The 20,996-nt window shown below is 69.5% G+C and carries 19 protein-coding genes and 1 pseudogene; 15 read left to right on the forward strand and 5 right to left on the reverse strand.

Going from position 1 to position 20,996, the window contains the following annotated elements:
* Positions 1-92 precede the first annotated feature (92 nt).
* Positions 93-965: a hypothetical protein gene (locus tag ACFJIT_RS02865; RefSeq protein WP_379654977.1), complete on the reverse strand. Its 873-nt coding sequence runs from the start codon at positions 963-965 to the stop codon at positions 93-95.
* Positions 966-1,149: 184 nt separating this feature from the next.
* Between ACFJIT_RS02865 and hemP the strand changes: the two genes are divergently transcribed.
* The 12 genes and pseudogenes from hemP (at position 1,150) to ACFJIT_RS02925 (ending at position 11,772) form a co-directional block, all read left to right on the forward strand.
* Complete coding sequence (gene hemP, locus ACFJIT_RS02870; RefSeq protein WP_165394674.1) at positions 1,150-1,344, forward strand: hemin uptake protein HemP; 195 nt, start codon at positions 1,150-1,152, stop codon at positions 1,342-1,344.
* Between the two features lie 170 nt (positions 1,345-1,514).
* Positions 1,515-2,147, forward strand: a complete 633-nt coding sequence (locus tag ACFJIT_RS02875) for a Hemin transport protein (protein ID WP_379655699.1) — start codon at positions 1,515-1,517, stop codon at positions 2,145-2,147.
* A 307-nt stretch (positions 2,148-2,454) separates the two neighbouring features.
* Entirely contained in the window at positions 2,455-4,713 is a 2,259-nt protein-coding gene (locus ACFJIT_RS02880) for a TonB-dependent hemoglobin/transferrin/lactoferrin family receptor (RefSeq protein WP_379654978.1), read from the forward strand.
* A gap of 86 nt (positions 4,714-4,799) precedes the next feature.
* Positions 4,800-5,744: a DUF6607 family protein gene (locus tag ACFJIT_RS02885; protein ID WP_379654979.1), complete on the forward strand. Its 945-nt coding sequence runs from the start codon at positions 4,800-4,802 to the stop codon at positions 5,742-5,744.
* A 99-nt stretch (positions 5,745-5,843) separates the two neighbouring features.
* A pseudogene (locus ACFJIT_RS02890) lies at positions 5,844-6,808 on the forward strand (SPFH domain-containing protein).
* Entirely contained in the window at positions 6,795-7,244 is a 450-nt protein-coding gene (locus ACFJIT_RS02895) for an NfeD family protein (protein ID WP_235872861.1), read from the forward strand. Before ACFJIT_RS02890 ends, ACFJIT_RS02895 begins: the two are co-directional and overlap by 14 nt.
* An 81-nt stretch (positions 7,245-7,325) precedes the next feature.
* On the forward strand, positions 7,326-8,432 hold the full coding sequence (gcvT, locus tag ACFJIT_RS02900; protein ID WP_131660445.1) for a glycine cleavage system aminomethyltransferase GcvT: 1,107 nt from the start codon (positions 7,326-7,328) through the stop codon (positions 8,430-8,432).
* Positions 8,433-8,447: 15 nt separating this feature from the next.
* Positions 8,448-9,068 (forward strand): 2-hydroxychromene-2-carboxylate isomerase, encoded by a 621-nt coding sequence (locus ACFJIT_RS02905; RefSeq protein ID WP_379654980.1) that lies wholly within the window; start codon positions 8,448-8,450, stop codon positions 9,066-9,068.
* A 71-nt stretch (positions 9,069-9,139) separates the two neighbouring features.
* The gene (gene gcvH / locus ACFJIT_RS02910) at positions 9,140-9,535 is read left to right on the forward strand and encodes a glycine cleavage system protein GcvH (RefSeq protein WP_130517329.1); all 396 of its coding nucleotides are present in this window, start codon (positions 9,140-9,142) and stop codon (positions 9,533-9,535) included.
* Positions 9,536-9,632: 97 nt separating this feature from the next.
* Positions 9,633-10,007, forward strand: coding sequence for a hypothetical protein (locus tag ACFJIT_RS02915; RefSeq protein ID WP_379654981.1), 375 nt, complete (start codon positions 9,633-9,635; stop codon positions 10,005-10,007).
* Positions 10,008-10,403: 396 nt separating this feature from the next.
* Complete coding sequence (locus tag ACFJIT_RS02920; RefSeq protein WP_130517333.1) at positions 10,404-10,760, forward strand: histidine biosynthesis protein HisIE; 357 nt, start codon at positions 10,404-10,406, stop codon at positions 10,758-10,760.
* Positions 10,761-11,064: 304 nt separating this feature from the next.
* On the forward strand, positions 11,065-11,772 hold the full coding sequence (locus ACFJIT_RS02925) for a DUF2968 domain-containing protein (RefSeq protein ID WP_235871647.1): 708 nt from the start codon (positions 11,065-11,067) through the stop codon (positions 11,770-11,772).
* 787 nt (positions 11,773-12,559) lie between these two features.
* On the opposite strand, the gene ACFJIT_RS02930 is transcribed toward ACFJIT_RS02925, so the two are convergent.
* A complete protein-coding gene (locus ACFJIT_RS02930; protein WP_379654982.1) occupies positions 12,560-14,035 on the reverse strand; it encodes a serine hydrolase domain-containing protein in 1,476 nt (491 codons plus the stop codon).
* 211 nt (positions 14,036-14,246) lie between these two features.
* Here ACFJIT_RS02930 and ACFJIT_RS02935 point away from each other — a divergent pair, with 211 nt between their 5' ends.
* The 3 genes from ACFJIT_RS02935 (at position 14,247) to ACFJIT_RS02945 (ending at position 16,967) form a co-directional block, all read left to right on the forward strand.
* Positions 14,247-15,146, forward strand: coding sequence for a DMT family transporter (locus tag ACFJIT_RS02935; protein ID WP_379654983.1), 900 nt, complete (start codon positions 14,247-14,249; stop codon positions 15,144-15,146).
* Between the two features lie 80 nt (positions 15,147-15,226).
* Positions 15,227-16,543 (forward strand): NTP/NDP exchange transporter, encoded by a 1,317-nt coding sequence (locus ACFJIT_RS02940; protein WP_379654984.1) that lies wholly within the window; start codon positions 15,227-15,229, stop codon positions 16,541-16,543.
* A 67-nt stretch (positions 16,544-16,610) separates the two neighbouring features.
* Positions 16,611-16,967: a DUF1304 domain-containing protein gene (locus ACFJIT_RS02945; RefSeq protein WP_130528504.1), complete on the forward strand. Its 357-nt coding sequence runs from the start codon at positions 16,611-16,613 to the stop codon at positions 16,965-16,967.
* On the opposite strand, the gene ACFJIT_RS02950 is transcribed toward ACFJIT_RS02945, so the two are convergent.
* The 3 genes from ACFJIT_RS02950 to ACFJIT_RS02960 form a co-directional block, all read right to left on the reverse strand.
* Positions 16,962-17,447 (reverse strand): hotdog fold domain-containing protein, encoded by a 486-nt coding sequence (locus ACFJIT_RS02950; RefSeq protein WP_379654985.1) that lies wholly within the window; start codon positions 17,445-17,447, stop codon positions 16,962-16,964. The two genes, ACFJIT_RS02945 and ACFJIT_RS02950, sit on opposite strands and share 6 nt — an antisense overlap.
* A 72-nt stretch (positions 17,448-17,519) precedes the next feature.
* Entirely contained in the window at positions 17,520-19,994 is a 2,475-nt protein-coding gene (locus tag ACFJIT_RS02955) for an acyl-CoA dehydrogenase (protein WP_379654986.1), read from the reverse strand.
* Positions 19,991-20,947, reverse strand: a complete 957-nt coding sequence (locus tag ACFJIT_RS02960; protein WP_379654987.1) for an alpha/beta fold hydrolase — start codon at positions 20,945-20,947, stop codon at positions 19,991-19,993. Before ACFJIT_RS02960 ends, ACFJIT_RS02955 begins: the two co-directional genes overlap by 4 nt.
* Between the last annotated feature and the right edge of the window lie 49 nt (positions 20,948-20,996).

Below are 20,996 nucleotides of genomic sequence, written 5' to 3' on the forward strand. Positions count from 1 at the left end.
AGGCGAGGGGGCGCGAAAGACCGCCGCGCGGGCGCCGGGTGGCAGGGGATGGGACGCGACGGGCACGGTTCGCGCGGGCGCCCCGCCCGGTGCTACTGGCAGGGCGCGGCGGCCGGATCGTCGGGCCGCAGTTCCAGGTCGACGGACACCGGCGCGGCCAGCGCCCGGCTGCCGAAGGCCTCGCGGAACAGCCGCTGCGCCTGGCGTTCGGCGTCCACGCGCTGGCGCAGGGCCAGGGTCGAGGCGTCCGGCGCCGGGCCGGCCTTCAGGTAGGACAGCAGCAGCCGGTAGCGATAGGCCAGCGCCGGATCGTCCGGCACGCGCGCGTCGAGCAGGCCCTGATCGTCGCTGTAGGCGTTGGCCAGCAGCAGCGCCGCGCGCGGATCGCCGGCCTGCAGCGCACGCTGCAGCATCGGCACGGCCTCGCCATACCAGTCGGCGAAGCCCGGGTCCTGCAGGTAGCGCTCGTGGTCCTGGGCCTGGGCCGCCTGCGGGAAGGGGCCGGCGGCGTAGCGCAGCAGGGCGTCGCGGTTGCCGGCCAGCGCCGCCTTGCGCAGATAGAACGCGGCCTTGCCGCGCAGCGCGGCGTCCACGCCCTGGCAGCGGTCGCGGCCGGCATCGGCGGGCGGGGGCGCGGCGCACAGCATCAGTTCCACCGCGATCCGGCAGGCGGCCGCCGCCTCGCCGGCATCGGCCCGGCGCAGGACGGCCTGCAGATTGGCGCCGAGCGGCTCGCCCCAGGGGGGCAGGGCGGAGGCGGCGAGCGCGTCGGTGCGCGGGGGCGTCGCGCCGGCCGGATCATTGCGCGCGGCGAAGGCGCGCTGCGCCTGCGCGGTCTGCGCGGCGATCCGCGCCGACAGTGCGGCCGCCTCGTCGGCCTGCCGCCGCCAGCGCCAGACACCGAATCCCACGGCCGCCAGGACCAGCACGCCCATCACCAGGTTGAAGCGACCACGCGGGCTCACGCCGTGTCCTTGCTCGATCCGACAGCGACGAGTCTGCCATGGGCCCCGTGCATCCTGCGCCGCCTTGGCGCGTGCGCAGATAAAGAATCGGAAGCGCGATGACCATCGAAAAATTCAATCAGGACCATTTGACTCTTCAATGAGAATGATTATCATCCACAGCGAACCACACAGGAGCTGCCCCATGTCCGCCAACACCATCGCCTTCCCCCACGCCGACACGCGCGCCGCCGAGCGCAGCCCGCGCGTGGTGCCCCCGGCCGAGACCCTCAACAGCGAAGCCCTGCTCAAGGGCCGCCGCGAGATCCTGATCCAGCACGGCGACCGCGTGTATCGCCTGCGCCATACCAGCAACGACAAGCTGATCCTGACCAAGTAAGTCTTGGTTTGGCGGGCGATGGAGCGCCCGCTGCCGTGTTCGCGCCCGCACCGGGCGGCAGCGGCCAGTTCGCGCGCGGCGATGGCTCTCCCTCTCTCACCATCGCCGCGCGCGGGCCGCTGTCGCCGCCGGTGCACCTGCCTGACGCCATCCGCCCCCAGGAGCCGGTCATGACCCTCGACACGATTGCGCCGACCGCGCGCGCCGATGCGACCCGCTCGCTGCCGCTGCCGCAGCAGCTGGCCGCGCTGGGCACCGTGCTGTGCCTGTATCGCGCCCAGCAGGGCAGCGAGCTGGCCGGCTGGAACCAGGCGGTGCGCGCGGCGATCCAATCCGGCGTGGAAAGCGACGGGCTGCGCGAGAGCCTGCTGTTCTTCGACCGCGACGGCGTCTGCTGCTGGCGGCTGTGCCTGCTGCCGGACAGTGACTTCCTGGCCTGGGACCAGCTCAGTGCGCGCCTGCCGGCGCATGCGGCCGGCAACCCGCATGGGCGCGGGGTGAGCGAGCGGCTGTGGCAGCGCCTGGCCCGGCGCCTGACCGGCGAACAGTGGCGCGCGTGTCCGGTGCGCCTGCATGCCCTGGCCGCCGCCGGCGCGCAGGCGGTGCTGGCCGCCAGCCTGACGCCGGTCTCCGCGCTGGGCGCGGCAGCCACGCGCGAGATCGTGCACGCCGAGGGCGCCGAACTGGCCGCCTGGGACGACTGCTGCTGCGCGCAGGCCGCGCTGCAGTCGGTGGGCGTCGGTGCGGCGCATGGCGACCTGGCCGACTATGTGTTCAGGCCCGACCTGAAAGCCAGTCGATGACTTCGCGCGCATTACCCTTATGTATGCCACTGGCTCGCCTCGTCCGATGGCGTGCGCCGCCTGCCTGGGACGGGCGCGACCGCGCCGGGCCGCGCTTGCTTGAGGCGCGCGCGGCCGACTGAAGCCCGGGCGCCTGCGCCTGGCCGAGGCGACATCGCCAAGTCGGGATCGCCGCGACCGGCGCTTCCCTGTTGAACCTCACCCTGCGGTGGCCCTGCGTCACCGCGTCTTCCTCCTCCTCCTGGGCGCCAGCCTCGACCGTGCACGGTCGCGCCAGCCTGCCGGGTCACCTTGCAAAGGACCTGTCATGCCGACGTTCCGTGTTTCCCTGCTTGCCTGTGCGCTCGTCTGCGCGCTGGCGTCCCCGGCGCGCGCCGCCGATTCCTCCGTCACTCCGCCGGGCGCTGCCGGCGATGCGCTGCCCACGCACGACTTCGATCCGCTGCAGGTCACCGCCACCCGCAGCCAGCGCGCGGTGTCCGACGTGCCCAACACCGTGGATGTGATCGAGCGCCAGCGTCTGGACCAGACCCTGGTCTTCGACATCAAGGATCTGGTGCGTTACGAACCCGGCGTATCGGTGACCTCCAGCTTCGGGCGCTTCGGCCTGGGCGGTTTCCGCATCCGCGGGCTGGAGGCCAACCGCGTGCAGATCCTCACCGACGGCATCCGCGTGCCCGACGCGTTCGCCATCGGCAGCTATTCCAATGCCAACCGCAATTTCGTCGACCTGGACACGGTCAAGCGCGTGGAGATCCTGCGCGGGCCGGCCAGCGCGCTGTACGGCTCCGACGCGCTGGGCGGCGTGGTCGCCTTCGTCACCAAGGACCCTTCGGATTATCTGAAGGCGGGCAAGGACGCCTACTTCGGCCTCAAGTTCGGCTATGCGGGCGACTGGAACGGCCTGTTCGCCGGCGCCACGGCGGCCTTCGGCGGAGCGCGCTGGAGCGGGCTGGCCGCGGTCAGCCATCGCCAGGGACAGGCGCAGGAGAACATGGGGCACGATCGCAGCCTGGCGCCGGTCGGCACCGCGGCGAACACCCGCACCGCGCCCAATCCGCAGGATCGTAACGGCACCAGCGTGCTGACCAAGCTGGTCTACGCACCGTCGCAGACCAACCGCCTGCGCCTGACGGTGGAGGGCAACCGCGACGACACCGACACCAACGTGCTCACCTCGCGCGGCTACACCGCCTCGACCCGCGCCACCACCCTGGATCTGCGCGGCGACGACCACCAGTCGCGCGAACGCGTGGCCCTGGCCCAGGAACTGGACGCGCTCGACTGGGCGCTGGCCGACAGCCTGGACTGGCAGGTCTACTGGCAGGACAGCCAGACCACGCAGGACACCCACGAGCTGCGCACCACCGCCAGCCTGGGCCAGCATCGCCGCGATCGGCGCTTCGACTTCGAGCAGCGCGAGATCGGCGTGCAGGCCAACCTACTCAAGACCATCGACGCCGGCAGCGTGGTCCATACCTTGCGCTACGGTCTGGACCTGCAGCGCACGCGCACCGAACAGGAACGCGATGGCCGGGTGACCTACGCCAACGGCACCAGCACCAATGTGATGTCTCCGGACGTCTTCCCGGTGCGCGACTTCCCGATCACCGATACCACCACCTCGGCCCTGTACGTCCAGGACGAGATGGCCTTCGGCCAGCGCTTCAGCCTGGTGCCGGCGGTGCGCGTGGACCATTACGACCTGGACCCGAAGCCCGACGCCATCTTCGTCGAGGACAACCCGGGCGTGGCCGTGACCGGCCTGAGCAAGACCAGCGTCTCGCCCAAGCTGGGCGCGGTGTGGAAGTTCGCCGGCGACTGGTCGCTGTACGGCGGCTACGCGCGCGGCTTCCGCGCGCCGCCCTACAACGACGCCAACCTGGGCTTCACCAATCTGCAGTTCGGCTACACCGCCATCCCCAACCCGGACCTCAAGCCGGAGACCAGCAACGGCTTCGAGCTGGGCCTGCGCTACACCGGCCCGGCGGTGTACGCCGCGCTGACCGGCTATCGCAACGACTACCACGACTTCATCGAATCGCAGGGCTTCGTGGGCTACAACGCGCAGGGCCTGATGGTGTTCCAGTCGCGCAACGTGTCCCGGGCGCGCATCTATGGCGGCGAGTTCAAGGGCGGCATCGACCTGGGCGCGCTGGCCGGCTGGAGCGGCTGGTCGCTGCGCGCGGCCGCGGCCTGGTCGCACGGGCAGGACCTGACCGCCGATGTGCCGCTGGACACGATCGATCCGCTGACCGGCACGCTCGGCCTGATCTACGACGCGCCGACCTGGGGCGTGGAGCTGGCCGGTTCGTTCGCCCGGCGCAAGGACCGGGTGTCCGACGCGACCTACTTCCGCGCGCCCGGTTACGGCGTGGCCGATCTGCTGGCGCACTGGAACTTCGCCCCCGGCGCGCGGGTGAACCTGGGCGTGTTCAACCTGGGCGACCGCAAGTACTTCAGCCCGGGCGACGTGCCGGTGGGCACGCTGGCCAGCAGCGCGACGCTGGATCGCTACACCAGTCCGGGCCGCACCGTCTCGGCCAGCCTGACGGTGGAATGGTGAGCCTGCGCATGCGCCTCGCACACCGCCGCACGACACCCGCGCCTGGCGGGTTCCAGCCTCTGTCCCAAGTCAAAGGAAAGCCTTCCATGTCCTGTCGCCTGCCCATCGCCGCGCTCGCGGCCCTCGCCGTGCTCGCACCCGCGCACGCGCAATCCGCCGATCCGGTGCGCGACCATGCGGCCATCCTGAAGATCGCCGGCGAGTTCGCGGTGGACTTCGCCTTCGACGAGACCGTGCTGCTGCAGCCCGGCTACGAGCGCGCCGCGGCGATGCGCAGCAGCGCCGACGAGGCGGTGGTCGTGGTCGAGGACACGCCCACGCGGGTGGTGCTGCAGCACCTGCTGGTCGACGGCAAGAGCGGCCACGTCACCAAGCACTGGCGCGAGGACTGGGTCTACCAGGCACCGCGGCGCTTCGAGTTCAGCGCCGACCAGACCTGGACCGTGCGCGCGCTGTCGCCGCAGGAGACCGCCGGCGCCTGGACCCAGTGCGTGTACGAGGTCAGCGACGCGCCGCGCTACTGCGGCACCGGGCGCTGGACCTACAGCGGCGAGGTGGCGACCTGGACCAGCGACGAGAGCTGGCGCCCGCTGCCGCGCCGCGAGTACACCCGCCGCAGCGACTACAACGCCCTGCGCGTGGTCAACCGCCACACCATCACGCCCAACGGCTGGAGCCACGAGCAGTTCAACACCAAGGTGCTGCGCAGGCCCGACGGCCGCCAGGTGGAGATCGCGCGTGAGTTCGGCTTCGACGACTATCGCCGCGACAGCCAGGTCGACTTCGCGCCGGCCTACGCCTACTGGAAGGCGACTAGCGACTTCTGGGCCGGCGTGCGTGCGCGCTGGACCGGATTCCTGAACGCGCCGCCGGGGCTGCACCTGAAGACCAAGCTCGATGGCATGGCGATGGTGATGCCGCTGTTCGAGCAGGCCGACACCCTGGTGCACGGCGGCAAGGTCAAGGCCGCCGACACCGATGCGGTGTTCGCCAGGTACGTGGAAGCCGCGCCGGCGCCCGCCGATCGATGAAGGTGCGGCGGCCGCCCCGCACGGCGGCGCATCCCGCAGGCCCGACCCTATAATCGTGCTCGGGAGCGCCCGCCTCGGGCGACAGGCAAGGGGAGTGCAATGGGAACGGGAATGATCCTGGCCGCGTTGATCGTGGTCTTCGTCGTGGTCACGCTGTTCAAGGGTGTGCGCGTGGTGCCGCAGGGCTTCGAGTACACGGTCGAGCAGTTCGGCAAGTACACCAACACCCTGAGTCCGGGCCTGCACATCCTGATTCCCTACATGCAGGGCGTGGGCCGCAAGGTCAACATGATGGAGCAGGTCTTCGACGTGCCCTCGCAGGAAGTCATCACCAAGGACAACGCGGTGGTGAAGGTGGACGGGGTGGTGTTCTTCAGGTGCTGGACGCGGCCAAGGCGGCCTATGAGGTGTCCAACCTGGACCAGGCGATGATCGCGCTGGTGCAGACCAACATCCGCACCGTCATCGGTTCGATGGACCTGGACGAGTCGCTCAGCAACCGCGAGACCATAAACGCGCGCCTGCTGGGCGTTGTCGACCACGCCACCAGCCCGTGGGGCGTCAAGGTCAACCGCATCGAGATCAAGGACATCCAGCCGCCGCGCGACCTGGTCGATTCGATGGCCCGGCAGATGAAGGCCGAGCGCGACAAGCGCGCCTCGATCCTGGAAGCCGAGGGCGCGCGCCAGTCGGAGATCCTGCGCGCCGAGGGCGAGAAGCAGAGCGCCATCCTCGAGGCCGAAGGCAAGCGCGAGGCGGCCTACCGCGAGGCCGAGGCGCGCGAGCGCCTGGCCGAGGCGGAGGCCAAGGCCACCACCCTGGTGTCCCAGGCCATCGCCGACGGCGATGTGCAGGCGATCAACTACTTCGTGGCGCAGAAGTACGTGGAGGCATTCAAGGAGCTGGCCACCGCGCCCAACCAGAAGTTCGTGCTGATGCCGATGGAGGCCTCGGGCATGATCGGCTCGCTCGGCGGCATCGCGCAGCTGGCGCGCCAGGCGCTGGGCGAGGACGGCCCGCGTCCGCCGGCCATGCCGCCGAAGGTGCCGCGTGCCGGCGTTTGACGCGGCGACCCTGCGCCTGGCGTTCTGGGCAGGCCTGGCGCTGGTGCTGTTCGCCGCCGAGGCGCTGGTGCCCGGCGCCTCGCTGATGTGGCTGGGCTTCGCCGCCACGGCGATGGTGCTGGTGATGCTGATCGCGCCCGGGCTGGAGGTGCTGCCGCAGGCGGCGCTGTTCGCGGTGTTCGCCATCGCCTCGGTGCTGGTGTACCGGCGCTGGTTCCGCGCCCGTGCGCAGATCAGCGACAAGCCCCTGCTCAACCGGCGCGCCGAACAGCTGGTCGGCCAGACGGCGGTGCTCGAGCAGCCCATCGTGCGCGGCCGCGGCCGCATCCAGCTCGCCGACACTTACTGGAGCGTGGCAGGCCCCGACCTGCCGGCCGGCGCGGCGGTGCGCGTGGTGTCCACCGACGGCATGACCCTGCAGGTGGAAGCGGCCTGACCGGCGCGGCCGTGGCCTGGGTCACGGCCGCGGGGCGGCGAGGTTCTGGGATAATGCCGGCCTCTTTGTAAGGACCAGCCCATGACCCAGAAGACGATCCTCAACGACAGCCACCGCGCGCTCGGCGCCAAGATGGTCGATTTCGGCGGCTGGGACATGCCGATCAGCTACGGCTCGCAGATCGAGGAACACCACGCCGTGCGCCGTGACGCCGGCATGTTCGACGTCAGCCACATGACCGTGGTCGACCTGCGCGGACCGCGCGTGCGCGAGTTCCTGCGCTACCTGGTCGCCAACTCGGTGGACAAGCTCAAGAAGCCGGGCAAGGCGCTGTACACCGCGATGCTCGACGCCAACGGCGGGGTGATCGACGACCTGATCGTGTATTTCCTGGAGGACGCCTTCTTCCGCCTGGTGGTCAACGCCGCCACCCGCGAGAAGGACCTGGCCTGGATCAACAAGCAGGCCGCCGCCTATGGCGTGGAGGTGATCGAGCGCCCCGAGCTGGCGATGATCGCCGTGCAGGGCCCGAACGCGCGCGCCAAGGTCATTGGCCTGCTGCGCGAGGAGGATCGCGAGGCGGCCGACAAGCTGGCGCGCTTCGCCGCGCTGGATGCGGTCAGCAGCGCCGGGGTGGAACTGTTCCTCGCCCGCACCGGCTACACCGGTGAGGACGGCTTCGAGATCGTGCTGCCGGCCGAGCGCGCCGTGGCGTTCTGGGACGCGCTGCTGGAAGCCGGGGTCAAGCCGGCCGGCCTGGGCGCGCGCGACACGCTGCGTCTGGAGGCCGGCATGAATCTCTACGGCCAGGACATGGACGAGACCGTCTCGCCCTACGAGGCAGCGATGGGCTGGACCGTGGCGTTGGATGAGGGCCGCGAGTTCGTCGGCCGCGAGGTGCTCGAGGCCCAGCACCTGCAGGGCCCGCCGCGCCAGCTGATCGGCCTGGTGATGGACGAGAAGGGCGTGCTGCGCCACGGCCAGAAGGTGCTCACCGCGCAGGGCGAGGGCGAGATCCTGTCCGGCACCTTCTCGCCGACTCTGGGCAAGGCCATCGCCTTCGCCCGCGTCCCCAGCGGCGAGCCGGGTGAGGTGCGCGTGGACATCCGCGGCCGCGAGGTGCCGGTGCGCGTGGTCAAGTTCCCCTTCGTCCGCGACGGGCAGCCGCAGCCCGGCGTCCTGGTCTAAAGGCAGGTCGCGACCATGGCCGAGCAACTGGACTACTTCGTCACCCTGCTTTCGCCCTGGTCCTACCTCGGACATCGGGCGTTCCTGGACATGGCCGCGCGCCACGGCGCGGTCGTGCGCACGCGGCCGGTGCGGATCTTCGATCTGTTCGGCGAGGTCGGCGCCCTGCCGCTGGCGCAGCGTCCGCCGGTGCGCCAGGCCTACCGTCTGATCGAGCTGCAGCGCGTGCGCGAGCAGCGCGGCCTGCCGCTGAACCTGCGGCCGAGGTTCTACCCCTGCGATATCGCCCTGGCCGATCGCACGGTGATCGCGCTGATCGCGCAGGGCCACGATCCGCAGGCCTACATGGCCGACGCGTTCGCCGCGCTGTGGGCCAACGAGCAGGACCTGGCCGATCGCGCGACGCTGGCAGCGCTGCTGTCCGCGCACGGCTTCGATGCCGAGGCGGTGCTCGCGCTGGCCGACGCGCCCCAGACCCATGCGACCCACCAGGACAACACCCGCGCCGCGATCGATGCCGGCCTCCCTGGCCTGCCTGGTTACGTGCGCGACGGCGAGCCGTTCTGGGGCCAGGACCGGATCGATCTGCTCGACGACGCCCTGCGCAGCGGCCGCGCGCCGTACCGCGCCGGGTGACAAGTCGCGGCGGCCTTTCGTTAGACTTGCGCCATTCCCAACCATCGCGCCCAACCGGCCGGAGCATCCTCATGAGCGAGATCCCTGGTGATCTGAAATTCCTCAAGTCCCACGAGTGGGCGCGTGTCGAAGGCAATGGCCGCGTCACCGTCGGTATTTCCGACCATGCCCAAGGGCTGCTGGGCGACCTGGTCTACGTCGAGCTGCCCAACGTGGGCGATGCGGTCACCGCCGGCAACGCCTGCGCGGTGGTCGAGTCCGTCAAGGCCGCCTCGGACGTCTACAGCCCGGTCTCGGGCACCGTCGTCGAGGTCAACGAGGCGCTGGCCGACAAGCCGGAGACCATCAACGAGGACGCCTACGGCGAAGGCTGGCTGTTCGTGGTCGAGATCAGCGACGCCGACGAGCTCAACGACCTGCTCGGCCCGGACGACTACGCCGAGCAGCTGGAAGAAGACGAAGAGTGATCCATGCGCGCCGGCTCGGTGCCGGCGTCGCACGCAAGACCAACGCCGCGTCCTGGACGCGGCGTTTTTTATGGGTCCGATCCGGTGCCATCGCGGCGTGATGTTCGTGTCGTCGAGACGCTCGCCTGCATCGACATGGCGTGCGATCGGGATGCGCAGCACGTCGCTCGCTTGGAAAAAGTTTGCGCAGTTGGCGCGCGAGGCAGCTTGTGCGACGCGAAAACACATGCCGCGAGCGCCTTCGGAATCAGGTGCGATTCAACTGCGCGACACCTTCGACGCCACCATCGGCACGCGCGTCCAAGCGCATGCGTCGGCGGTCGCGCCACGCGCGACGCACGCAGCAAACTGCATAAAAAAAGCACTCTGCTCGACATGCCTTGTCGCGCGCGTGTCGCCGCGCCATCGGCTCGAACGCCATCGGCTCGGCAGGCCGGCGCGGCAAGGCGATGACGCGCTTCAAAACACATGAGAAATTTTTCTGAAAAACCATTGACACTAGAAAAAACCGTGATTAGGTTTCGCCCCAACGCGCACAGGCGCTATGCAAATCAAGCGAGTCGGTCATCGCGACGAAACCCACAACGGCAAGGTCGCCCGCCCGTACCCCCGGCAGGATGGTCGAAGGCTTCGCTTCCCCTGAAGAAATTCGAACCCCGATCCGCATCGACACCTGCGCCGCAGTCGCCGCAGGTGTCTTTGCTTTGACGGGTGCACGACGTCGGCCCCGGCCGGCGTCGCAACAGATCCGCCCCAGCGCGCATGGCGCGTCGGCGGCTGCATGCGGGTCCGACTCCCGCGGCGTTTTGAGTACTGGGCTTAGCAACGGATGTTTCATCCAAAGTAATCACTGACGAGGAGCCATCACATGGCAACGAAGAAAGCTGCGAAGAAGCCGGCCAAAAAGGCCGTCAAGAAGGTCGCCAAGAAAGCGGCCGCCAAGAAGGCTGTAAAGAAGGTCGCCAAGAAGGCCGCCAAGAAGGTCGCTAAGAAGGCCCCGGCGAAGAAGGTCGTGAAGAAGGCTGCCAAGAAGGTCGCGAAGAAGGCCGCCAAGAAGGCCCCGGCGAAGAAGGTCGCCAAGAAGGCCGCCAAGAAGGCTCCGGCGAAGAAGGCTGCCAAGAAGGCTCCGGCCAAGAAGGCTGCCAAGAAGTCGCCGGCCAAGAAGGCGACCAAGAAGAAGGCCGCTCCGGTCGCTCTGCCGGCAACCCCGGCGCCGCTGATCTAACGAGAAGTATCGCGGCGACATCGCCGCGCGCTGTCGTTCTGACTGCAGCTTCCTTCCCCGGTTGCCCAGCGGGGAAGGAAGTGTTTTTTTTTAGGGCGCCACCCCGGCGCCGCACGCGACACCCGGCCCGGCCCGCGCATCGCCGACCACGGCATCGGCCTGCCAGGCGCAGGAACAAAGTAGCGCCCGCGCCCTGCGGCCCGCGAAAGCCGCGTGCTAACATCCCGACCGTATGCCCTGCGCAACGCAGGGGGGCGATCACGCCAGAGAAGTCGGGGCAAGACGGATGATTCATCGGGGGAGCATGTCAAGGATCTGGTTCGGCGCGGCGATCGTGCTGATCTCCACGGCCTGTGCGCCGCTGCCTGCCGCCACGCGGACCAAGCAGGCCCCGCCGCCCGAGCAGACCGCCGAAGTGGCCGAGCCCAGCATCGGCAACACCGCCGAGGAGCTGCGCCACCTGATGGACGCCGGCTCGCTGACCGAGCTGCGCACCACCTACAACGGCAACTACGGCGCCAGCCTGCTGTTCCATGCCGACTCGCTCAACTATTACGTCACCCTGTTCCGCGACAAGCAGTTCTGGCGCGTGATCCGCACCAGTTCGGTCGAGCAGGCCGAGCAGGTCTACAAGACCTTCGTCGACCAGACCAACCAGCTCTCCCAGGTCTATATCGACACCGTGCGCCTGGAGGCCGGCAAGCGCTACACCGAGCGCATGGTCGAACTGAACCAGAAGCGCCTGCAGGGACTCCAGGCCGAAGTCGAGCAGCAGCGCCAGCAGGCCCTGCAGGTCAGCAACGCCCTGCAGCAGAACAAGCAGCAGGCCGTGAGCCTGAGCAGCGACCTGCGCGCCACCAACACCGAACTGGAAGCGCTAACCCGCCGCATCGAACAGCTGCAGCAACAGCAGGGCAATCCCGCCCTGGAGCTGCCGCCGACACCGGCCACCGCTCCGGCAGCGCAGCCGGCTGCGCCGAGCCCTTCGGTGCCGGCGCCGGGCACGGACTGAGCGAAGCGACGGGTCGCGCCGTTTCGGCATGGCCCGGTTCGCAATCAAGCCCGGCAGTTGCCGGGCTTTTTTGTTCCCCGCCGAGCATGGGGCGTCAAGCGCCTCACGACCTGCATGCGGTCTTGGCCCATCCATTCGCCGACCGGCCTCGCCCAGCCGAGCGCACCCACTCGGTTGGTCATCCTCCCTGGCTGACGCTCGGATGGAAAAGGAATGAGCTTGCCGGATCCCGTGGGAACCACTGTCTCTCAGATCAGCCGCGGCCTCCTTGTAGAGCGGAGCTTGCTCCGCTGGGGCCTTCCCCACGAACCGAACTAAGAGCAGCGGAGCAAGCTCCGCTCTACAGGGGGAGCCGCAATGGTGGCGATGAGGCACTACCAGGAAATGCGTGAAGCGCGATGAGGCATCGCCGGTAAAGCCCCATCGCCGCCATTGGCCCAAACGGCCAGAAGGGCGGCTCCCAAGGGATTTTCGCAAGGACTGTTTTATCGCCGTCCAACGGACCGCTGCCCCTGCGAAGCCGAAACGCGCGCGCCGCGATCCCTCGACCGAGAGACCCTCTTGTCTTGATTCCGGGGGCTACTTGCGCCAGTCGGCCGGGCACCCGTTCGAACAGACGCTGCCGCGGTGAGCGGCACTGCGAAGGCGCATGCCGCACGGGCAGCAGCCCGGGACCCGTCCAGCGCGAACTGCGGCAACCACGCATCCGAGGCCGGGGGGACCTCCCAACGAAAAACGCCGGGCAAAGCCCGGCGTCGTTCTTGGCTGATGTTCGCCGGTTGGCAGATCAGTGCGGCGCAGCCACGGCCTTGCTCGAAGCCGCGCCGGCCTCGTCGTCGTCGCTGACGTTGTCGTCGGAGGTGGCGTGCATGGCCTGCGGCAGCGGATGACCATTGGTCTGCGCCAGCAGCAGCTGCTTGGCCATGTCGGTGTCCAGCCAGCGCTGCGGCGACAGACCCAGCGCGGTATCCAATACGGTAGGCAGCAGGCCGGAAGGCAGCGGACTGTTGCTGTTCCACAGGATCGCCACGCCGAAGTCGCGCCCCGGCACCAGCGCGACCAGGCCGCGATAGCCCTCCACCGCACCGGCATGGAACACGACCTGCTGACCCGAGTAATCCAGCACGCGCCAGGCCAGCGCATAGCTGGCCGACTCCACGCGCGCACCGCGCCAACCGGCGCGCATCTCGCCCGGCGTGCTGATCAGCGGCGCATGCAGCGTGGCCAGCAGCGGCGCCGGCAGCACGTCCGGACGGTGGCCCAGCTGCGCCAGCAGCCACTGCGCCATGTCGCTGGCGCTGGCATTGACGCCGGCGGCCGGCGCCAGACGGTAATAGGTCGGCTTGGGATTGATCGAAGCCCAGCCACTGCGCGCACGCACGTGCGGCTTGGCCCAGCTCGGGCTGTTCTCGATGCCGGCCAGGCCGATGCTGGCGTCGTTCATGCCCAGAGGCTTGAAGATCCGCCGGTCCACGGCCTGATCGTAGAAGCTGCCCGTGGCGGCGAAGACCACATCGCCGATCAGGCTGAAGGCGACGTTCTGATACTCGTAGCACTGCCCCGGGCGGCAGCCCAGCGGCGCGGTGGCCAGCTTCTGCGAGACAGTGTAGTAGTCCGCGTTGCCCTCGATGTCGTTATCGAAGGCGTTGTGCCAGCGCAGCCCGGTGCGGTGGCTGAGCACGTCGGCCACGGTGACCTCACGCGTGGCGACCGGATCGATCAGACGGAAGCTGGGCACATAGTCGGCGACCTTGCTGTCCCAGCGGATCACGCCGTCGTTGACCAGCAGCCCGGCCATCGTGCCGGCGAAGGCCTTGGACAGCGAGGCCAGACGGAAGACGGTATGCGCATCGATCGGACGCGGGTTGCGCACATCGGTCACGCCATACCCCTTGGCGCTGATGATGCGGCCGTCCTGGACCACGGCCATGGCCAGCCCCGGGACGCGCTGGCCCACGGTCAGGTCCTTGGCCAGTGCCTCGAACGCGGCGACGTCGAAGCCCGGCGCGACCGGACGCACATCGCTGGGCGACAGCGCGGTGCGATACGGCAAGGGCTTGGTGGGAGATTCGTAGGGCGCCGGCGCGGCGCGCCAGGCGGCGGCTTGTGTCGCGCCTTCGGCGGCGCCGCTCATGGTGACCGTCGCCAGCTGTGCGGGCAGGGTCGGCGTCTGTGCAGTGGAGGACACGGCCAGCGGCAGCAGCGCGGCCAACAAGGTCATCGTCAGCGATCGCGCACGATGGCGCCCCCTGAGGTTTTTCATGTGCGAGATGCCCGCGTGATCTGGCGTGTTTTGGATCATAACGCTCATGTCGAGAAATGCACAAACGGCCGGAGATTGGCCGGCCATCTCGTTCATCCCATTGATCTTTTTGAACAGCGCGCCACGCCCTCCGCGCGCCCTGTTCAGCGGCTTGCAACGCGACCAAAGCGGTAATGACGGCGCTGCAAGGTGCGGGCGATCATGCCCGGACATGGCCGCGCCAGCCCCCGACACCCCGCCAAGTTCCGGCCGCGATGCGCTGCTGGGGATCGGGTTCGTGCTGGTGTGGTGCACCGGCTATATCGCCGGCAAGGTCGCCGTCGCCCACGCCGCGCCGCTGACCTCGCTGACGCTGCGCTTCGGCATCGCCGCGCTCGTGTTCGGTGCGCTGGCCCTGATCGGGCGGGTGGGGCGCTGCCGGCGCGTGGACCTGCTGCACAGCGCGGCCACCGGCGTACTGATGCTGGCCCTGCACTTCGGCGCGGTCTACGTGGCCTTCCAGTGGGGCGCCAACGCCGGCGTGTCGGCCCTGGTGATCGGCGCCATGCCGCTGCTGGTGGCGCTGGTGGCCACCCTGGACGGCAGCGAACGGCTGGGCGCCTGGCGCTGGTTCGGCATGGCCCTGGGCTTGCTCGGCGTGGCGCTGGTGGTGGCCGACCGCGTCGATGGCGCCACGCCGCTGAAGGCCTGGGCGATGCTGGCACTGGGGCTGGTGGGCATCACGGCCGGCACGCTCTACCAGAAGCGTCACGCCGCGCACCTGGACATGCGCCTGGGTCTGACCGTGCAGAATGCCGTCGCCGCGCTGGTGCTGCTGCCGTTCGCGCTGCTCGAGGGCTTTCGCTTCGACGACAGCCTGGCCTTCCACGGCGCCCTGGCGTGGCTGGTGCTGGTCAATTCGATCGGCGGCTTCGCCCTGCTGTTCCTGCTGATCCGGCGCGGTGCGGCGACCCGGGTCGCCGCGCTGTTCTTCCTGATGCCGCCGGTGACTGCGGTGTTCGGCCACCTCACCCTGGGCGAGCACCTGACCTGGCTCAAGGGCGCGGGATTCGCCTGCGCGGCGATCGGCGTCTGGCTGGCCACGCGCAGCGAGGCGCCGCGGGCCGCCTAGCGATCCGCGCCTGCGCGCTGGCGATGTTGCAGTGCATCGGCTACCGTGCGCGGCAATCGAACGCGCCGGAGTTGCCGCCCGTGGTCACGCACAAGCCCCACCGGATCGAAGGGGGAGAGGGTCGGGCGCTCGCGCTGTCCTTCGTGTGCTTCTTCTGTGTGCTGGCCGCCTACTACGTGGTGCGCCCGGTCCGCGAGCAGCTGTCCGCGGCCGTGGGTTCGACCCAGCTGCCCTCGTTTTATCTGGCGACCTTCATCGCCACCCTGCTGCTGACGCCGGTGTTCGCCGGGCTGGCCTCGCGCTGGCCGAGGCGGCGGCTGGTGCCGCTGGTGTATCTGTTCTTCATCGTCTGCCAGCTGGCCTTCATCCCGGCCTTTACCTCGGTCGGCCTGCTAAGCCCGCGTGCGCTGGGCATGGTGTTCTTCGTCTGGGTGAGCGTGTTCAATCTGTTCGTGGTGTCGGTATTCTGGATCTTCATGTCCGACATCTGGAGCCTGGCGCAGTCCCGGCGTCTGTTTCCCATCATCGCGGTGGCCGGCACGCTGGGCGCGCTGGCCGGGCCGATGCTGACGCGCTCGCTGGTGCAGATGCTCGGCGTGGCGCCGCTGCTGCTGGTGTCGGCGGCGCTGCTTGGCGTGTCGACCGTGTGCGTGGTGCTGCTGGGCCGCTGGGCCAGCGCGCATGGCGCGCGCCGGCACGAAGACGGGCACGAGGCCGCGCTCGGCGGCAGCATGTGGGACGGCCTGAAGCAGATCTTCGCCGACCCCTTCATGCGCGGCATGGCGATCCTGCTGCTGCTGGCCGACGGCATCGGCACGGTCAACTACGCCCTGTTGGTCGATTACTCCGGCGCGACCTTCGCCGATGCGGTGGCGCGCACGCGCTTCCATGCCGACGTGGATCTGGCCGGCAACCTGCTCACGGTGATCGTGCAGCTGACCATCACCCGCTGGCTGCTGCCCAGGCGCGGACCGGGCACGCTGATCCTGCTGTGGTCGGTGATCAGCATCGCGGTGCTGCTGCTGGTGGTGTGCTCGTCCAATCCGCATGCGCCGCTGTTCGTGCTGCCGGTGCTGATCGGCCCGGTCGCGCCCACGGTGCTGGCGCTGGTGGTGAGCCGCGGACTGGCCTACGGCATGGCCGAGCCGGCGCGCCACAGCCTCTACACCCGCGTGCCGCGCAACGTGCGCTACAAGGGCCAGAACGCGGTGGACACCGCGGTGTGGCGCTTCGGCGATGTGGCCATTGCCACCGGCATGAACGGGCTGAAGTCGGTTGGGATGACCATCGGCGGCTTCGCCGCGGTCAGTGCGCTGGCCGCCTTCGCCGCGGCCGGCATCGGCTGGCGCCTGTGGAGGCGCGTGGAACAGATCGACGAGCCGGCCGCACCGCGCTGAGCCGGACGCGTGCTTCCCGGCCGCGCACGCGGCACACTGCGCGCCTGCTCACCGACCGGATGGAACCATGCCTGCCATCGCCCTCGTCCTGACCGTCTTGGTCGCGCTGCTGCACCTGTGGTTCCTGGTGCTGGAGATGGCGCTGTGGACGCGCCCGCTCGGGCTCAAGACTTTCCGCATGTCGCCGGAGAAGGCGCAGACAACGCGCGTGTTGGCCGCCAACCAGGGGCTCTACAACGGCTTCCTCGCCGCCGGCCTGCTGTGGGGCGGGCTGCTGCTGCGCGACGGTCGCGTGGTGGCGTTCTTCCTGGCGTGCGTGGTGGTGGCCGGTGCCTTCGGGGCGGCGACGGTGAGCCGGCGCATCCTGTGGATCCAGGCCGCGCCGGCGGCGCTGGCGCTGATCTGTCTGTTCGCCGGCCTATGAGCGCGGCGCGCGCGCCGGCTTCGGCGAGACCCACATGTCCACCTGCGCGGTGAACACGGTGTCACCAGCGGCATCGCGCACGGCCACGTCCACCGGCAGCGCATAACCCTCCGTCGCCTCGCGTATCGGCGCGGCCGGCGTGGCCACCGCCTGCTGCGGGCCGACCGCCTTCTTCAGATAGCGCACCGACATGCCCTGGGGAATCCAGCGCATCGAGGCGGGGATGCTGGCGTCGGTCATCAGGCCGGCGGTGAGCTCGGCCAGGTTGCACAGGGCGATGGCATGCACCGTGCCGATGTGGTTGTGCACGCGGCGACGGTCGGCGATGCGCGCCTCGCAGCGTCCGACTTCCAGCAGGGTGATGCGCGGGGCGATGCTGCCGAAGTAGGGCGCCTTGAAGCACACCGCGCGCGAGAACAGCCAGCCGCCTGCGGGCCAGCGCTGCAGGCGGCGATGCAACGCCAGGAGAGGTGCGGCCATGTGAGGCGACTCCGGACAAGACAACGGCGGACCGAGGTCCGCCGTCTTGGGCAACGAAAAAAGGCGGGAAACTCAGGCGGCTTCGCGCGCGTCGGCCTGTCGCACCTGCTGGCGGTAGCCGGCCGAGCGCAGTTCCTCGGTGTCGAAGTCGTCCACGCTGATGGTGTCCATCGTGATCGCACGCAGCTCCTCCAGCTGCACGCGCTCCTCGGCGGTGATCAGGCCCTCGCGCACGGCCTCGTCCAGCTGCGCCGGGAAGTCCAGCGCCTCGATGCCCTTGGTCTTGAGCGCCTTGATGAACTTGCGCTCGACCGGCTCGGCGGCCACGGCCTTGGCCAGATAGCTGGCGATGCGGCCGCCCGGGTTGTTCTCGCACGGGGTCAGGAACACGCCGCGGGCCAGTTGATCGCGCGCGGCATTGGGCGTCATCAGCAGCGCGGCCACGCGATGGCCCAGGCGATCGCCCGGCGCCTCGGCGCGGCGGCCCCAGGGGAAGATCAGCGCCCACATCAGCCAGCCGATCGGACGAATCGGGAAGTTGCGCAGCGCCGCCGACAGCGCCAGCTCGATCTCGTGCACGCTGTTGTGGAAGGCCCAGGCCAGCAGCGGCTGCTCGGCCTGCGGCGCGCCCTCGTCGTGATAGCGCTTGAGCATGGCGCTGGTCATGTAGATGTGGCTGAGCACATCGCCCAGGCGGCCGGACAGCGACTCCTTGAACTTCAGCTTGCCGCCCAGCGTCATCATCGAGATGTCGGCCATCAGCGCCAGGTTGGCCGAGTAGCGGTCCAGCTTGCGGAAGAAGCGCTTGGTGTAGGCGTCGCCCGGGGCGGCGCCGATGCGCGAGGCGGTCAGGCCGAACCAGAACGAACGCACCGCGTTGGAGATGCCGAAGCCGATATGGCCGAACAGGCTGCGATCGAAGGCGTCCAGGCCCGCGGCGCGGTCCGGATCCTGCGCGGCCTTCATCTCCTTCATCACCCACGGATGGCACAGGATCGCGCCCTGGCCGAAGATCAGCAGGCTGCGGGTCATGATGTTGGCGCCTTCCACGGTGATGGCCACCGGCGAGGCCTGCCAGCTGCGGCCGGCGAAGTTGCGCGGGCCCAGGATGATGCCCTTGCCGCCGATCACATCCATCATGTCGGCGATGCACTCGCGGCTCATGCTGGTGCAGTGGTACTTGGCGATGGCCGACGGCACCGACGGCACGTCGCCGCGGTCCACCGCCGCGGCCGTGGCCTGCGACAGCGCGCTGATGATGTAGGCCTTGCCACCGATGCGGGCCAGGGCTTCCTCGACGCCCTCGAAGCGGCCGACCGACAGGCCGAACTGCTTGCGGATGCGGGCATAGGCGCCGGTGACCACCGCGCCGGCCTTGGCGCCGCCGCTGGCGGTGGAGGGCAGGGTGATCGAGCGGCCCACGGCCAGGCACTCGTTGAGCATGTTCCAGCCTTTGCCGGCCATGTCGGCACCGCCGATCAGCTGACTGAGCGGGATGAAGACTTCCCTGCCGTGGATCGGGCCGTTCTGGAACGGCGAGTTGAGCGGGAAGTGGCGACGGCCGATCTCTACGCCCTCGGTGTCGCGCGGCAGCAGCGCCAGGGTGATGCCGATGTCCTTGGTGTCGCCCAGCAGACCATCGGGGTCGTACATGCGGAAGGCCAGGCCGATCAGCGTGGCCACCGGCGCCAGGGTGATGTAGCGCTTCTCGAAGGTGAGCTTCAGGCCCAGCACGTTGGCGCCGTTCCACTCGCCCTTGCAGACGATGCCGTAGTCGGGGATGGAGGTCGCATCGGAGCCGGCGAACGGCCCGGTCAGGCCGAAGCACGGCACTTCCTCGCCCACGGCCAGGCGCGGCAGGTAATAGTCCTTCTGCTCCTGGGTGCCGTAGTGGTTGAGCAGCTCGCCCGGGCCCAGCGAGTTGGGCACGCCGACCGTGGAGCTGACCACGCTGGAGATGGAGGCCAGCTTCTGGATCACCTTGTGGTGAGCCAGTGCCGAGAACCCCAGGCCGCCGTACTGCTTGGGAATGATCATGCCGAAGAACTTGTTCTTCTTGATGAAGTCCCACAGCTCGGGCGGCAGGTCGGCGTGGACGTGGGTGATCTCCCAGTCGTTGACCATCCGGCACAGCTCCTCGACCGGGCCATCCAGGAAGGCCTGCTCCTCGGCGGTGAGCTGCGGCTTGGGATAGTTGAGCAGCTTGTTCCAGTCCGGATCGCCGGTGAACAGCTCGCCCTCGAAGCCCACCGAACCGGTCTCCAGCGCGATGCGCTCGGTCTGCGACAGCGGCGGCAGCACCTTGCGGAAGAACTTCATCATCGGCGCGCTGACCAGCGCCTTGCGCGAGGCCGGCAGCAGCAGCGGCAGGGTGATCGCCGCGACGATGACCGCGGCCACGATGCATGCCGTGGCGCTGGCGCCGAGCAGCCAGCACGCGACCAGGGCGCAGCCGCTGATCGCGGCCCACGTGGCCAGGCGCATGCGGTGATAGGCGGCGATCGCGCCGGCCAGCAGGACGGCGAGGAACGGGACCAGGATGCTCATGAGCGTGCTCCGGAAGCGGAATCGAAAGCGGTATTGAAGGAGCGGGGGTGCCGGGCGCGCGCCAGCGTGCCCAGGTAGTCGAGCACCACCGCGGTGAATGCATCGTTGTCGTCGCCGGCCAGCATGTGGCCGACATTGGGAACCTGGACGTGCTGCGCGTGCGGCACCAGCGCCTGGAAGGTGCGCACGTTGTCTTCGGAGACCAGCTCGCTGCGGCCGCCGCTGATCAGCAGCACCGGGCAGCGCACGCGGCGCGCCGCCGCGGCGATGTCGTCCTGATGGCGGGCGCTGTCGCGCACCAGGTCGTCGACCAGGCGCCGATCCCAGTGCCAGTGCCAGCGGCCGTCCTCGCCTGCATGCAGCAGCGCGGCCAGTTCGTCGGGCGTCTTGCGGGCACGCCGGTGCGGCAGGTAGCCGGCCACCACATCGGCGGCATGCTCGAGCGAGTCGAAGCCGTCGGGAAACGCGGTGACGAACTGCAGCACGCGCGCCAGCCCGGCCTCGTCCCAGTGCGGGGTGACGTCCACCAGCACCACGGCCGAGAACAGCCCGGGCCAGCGACTTTCGGCCAGCAGCCCGAACAGGCCGCCCATCGAAGCACCGACCAGCACCGGCGGCTCGGCCTGTTCGCCGGCGACGATGATCAGGTCGTCGACGAACTGCGCCCCGTCGTAGGCCACATCCTGCGGATTACGCTGCGAATCGCCGTGGCCGCGCGCGTCGTAGGCCAGGCCCGCATGCCCCTGCGCGGCCAGGCGCAGGCCGGTGCGCTGCCAGGCGCCGCGGGTCTGGCCGAAGCCATGGGTATAGAGCACGGACGCCTGGTCCGCCAGCGCGCCTGCCGGGGGCAGGTAGGCCGTGCCGGCCAAGAGGATGCCGCAGGCGCCGACGAGGTCGACCGCGCGCGTGGCGGCCGATCCAGGGGCGTCGAGCGGAGAGCGGGTGTCAACCATACGCACAAGTATGGGCGTGTGTTTCGAGCGCCGTCAATCCATACAAGCG

The organism is Pseudoxanthomonas sp. UC19_8 (genome assembly GCF_042700505.1).
Taxonomy (GTDB): Bacteria; Pseudomonadota; Gammaproteobacteria; order Xanthomonadales; family Xanthomonadaceae; genus Pseudoxanthomonas_A; species Pseudoxanthomonas_A winnipegensis.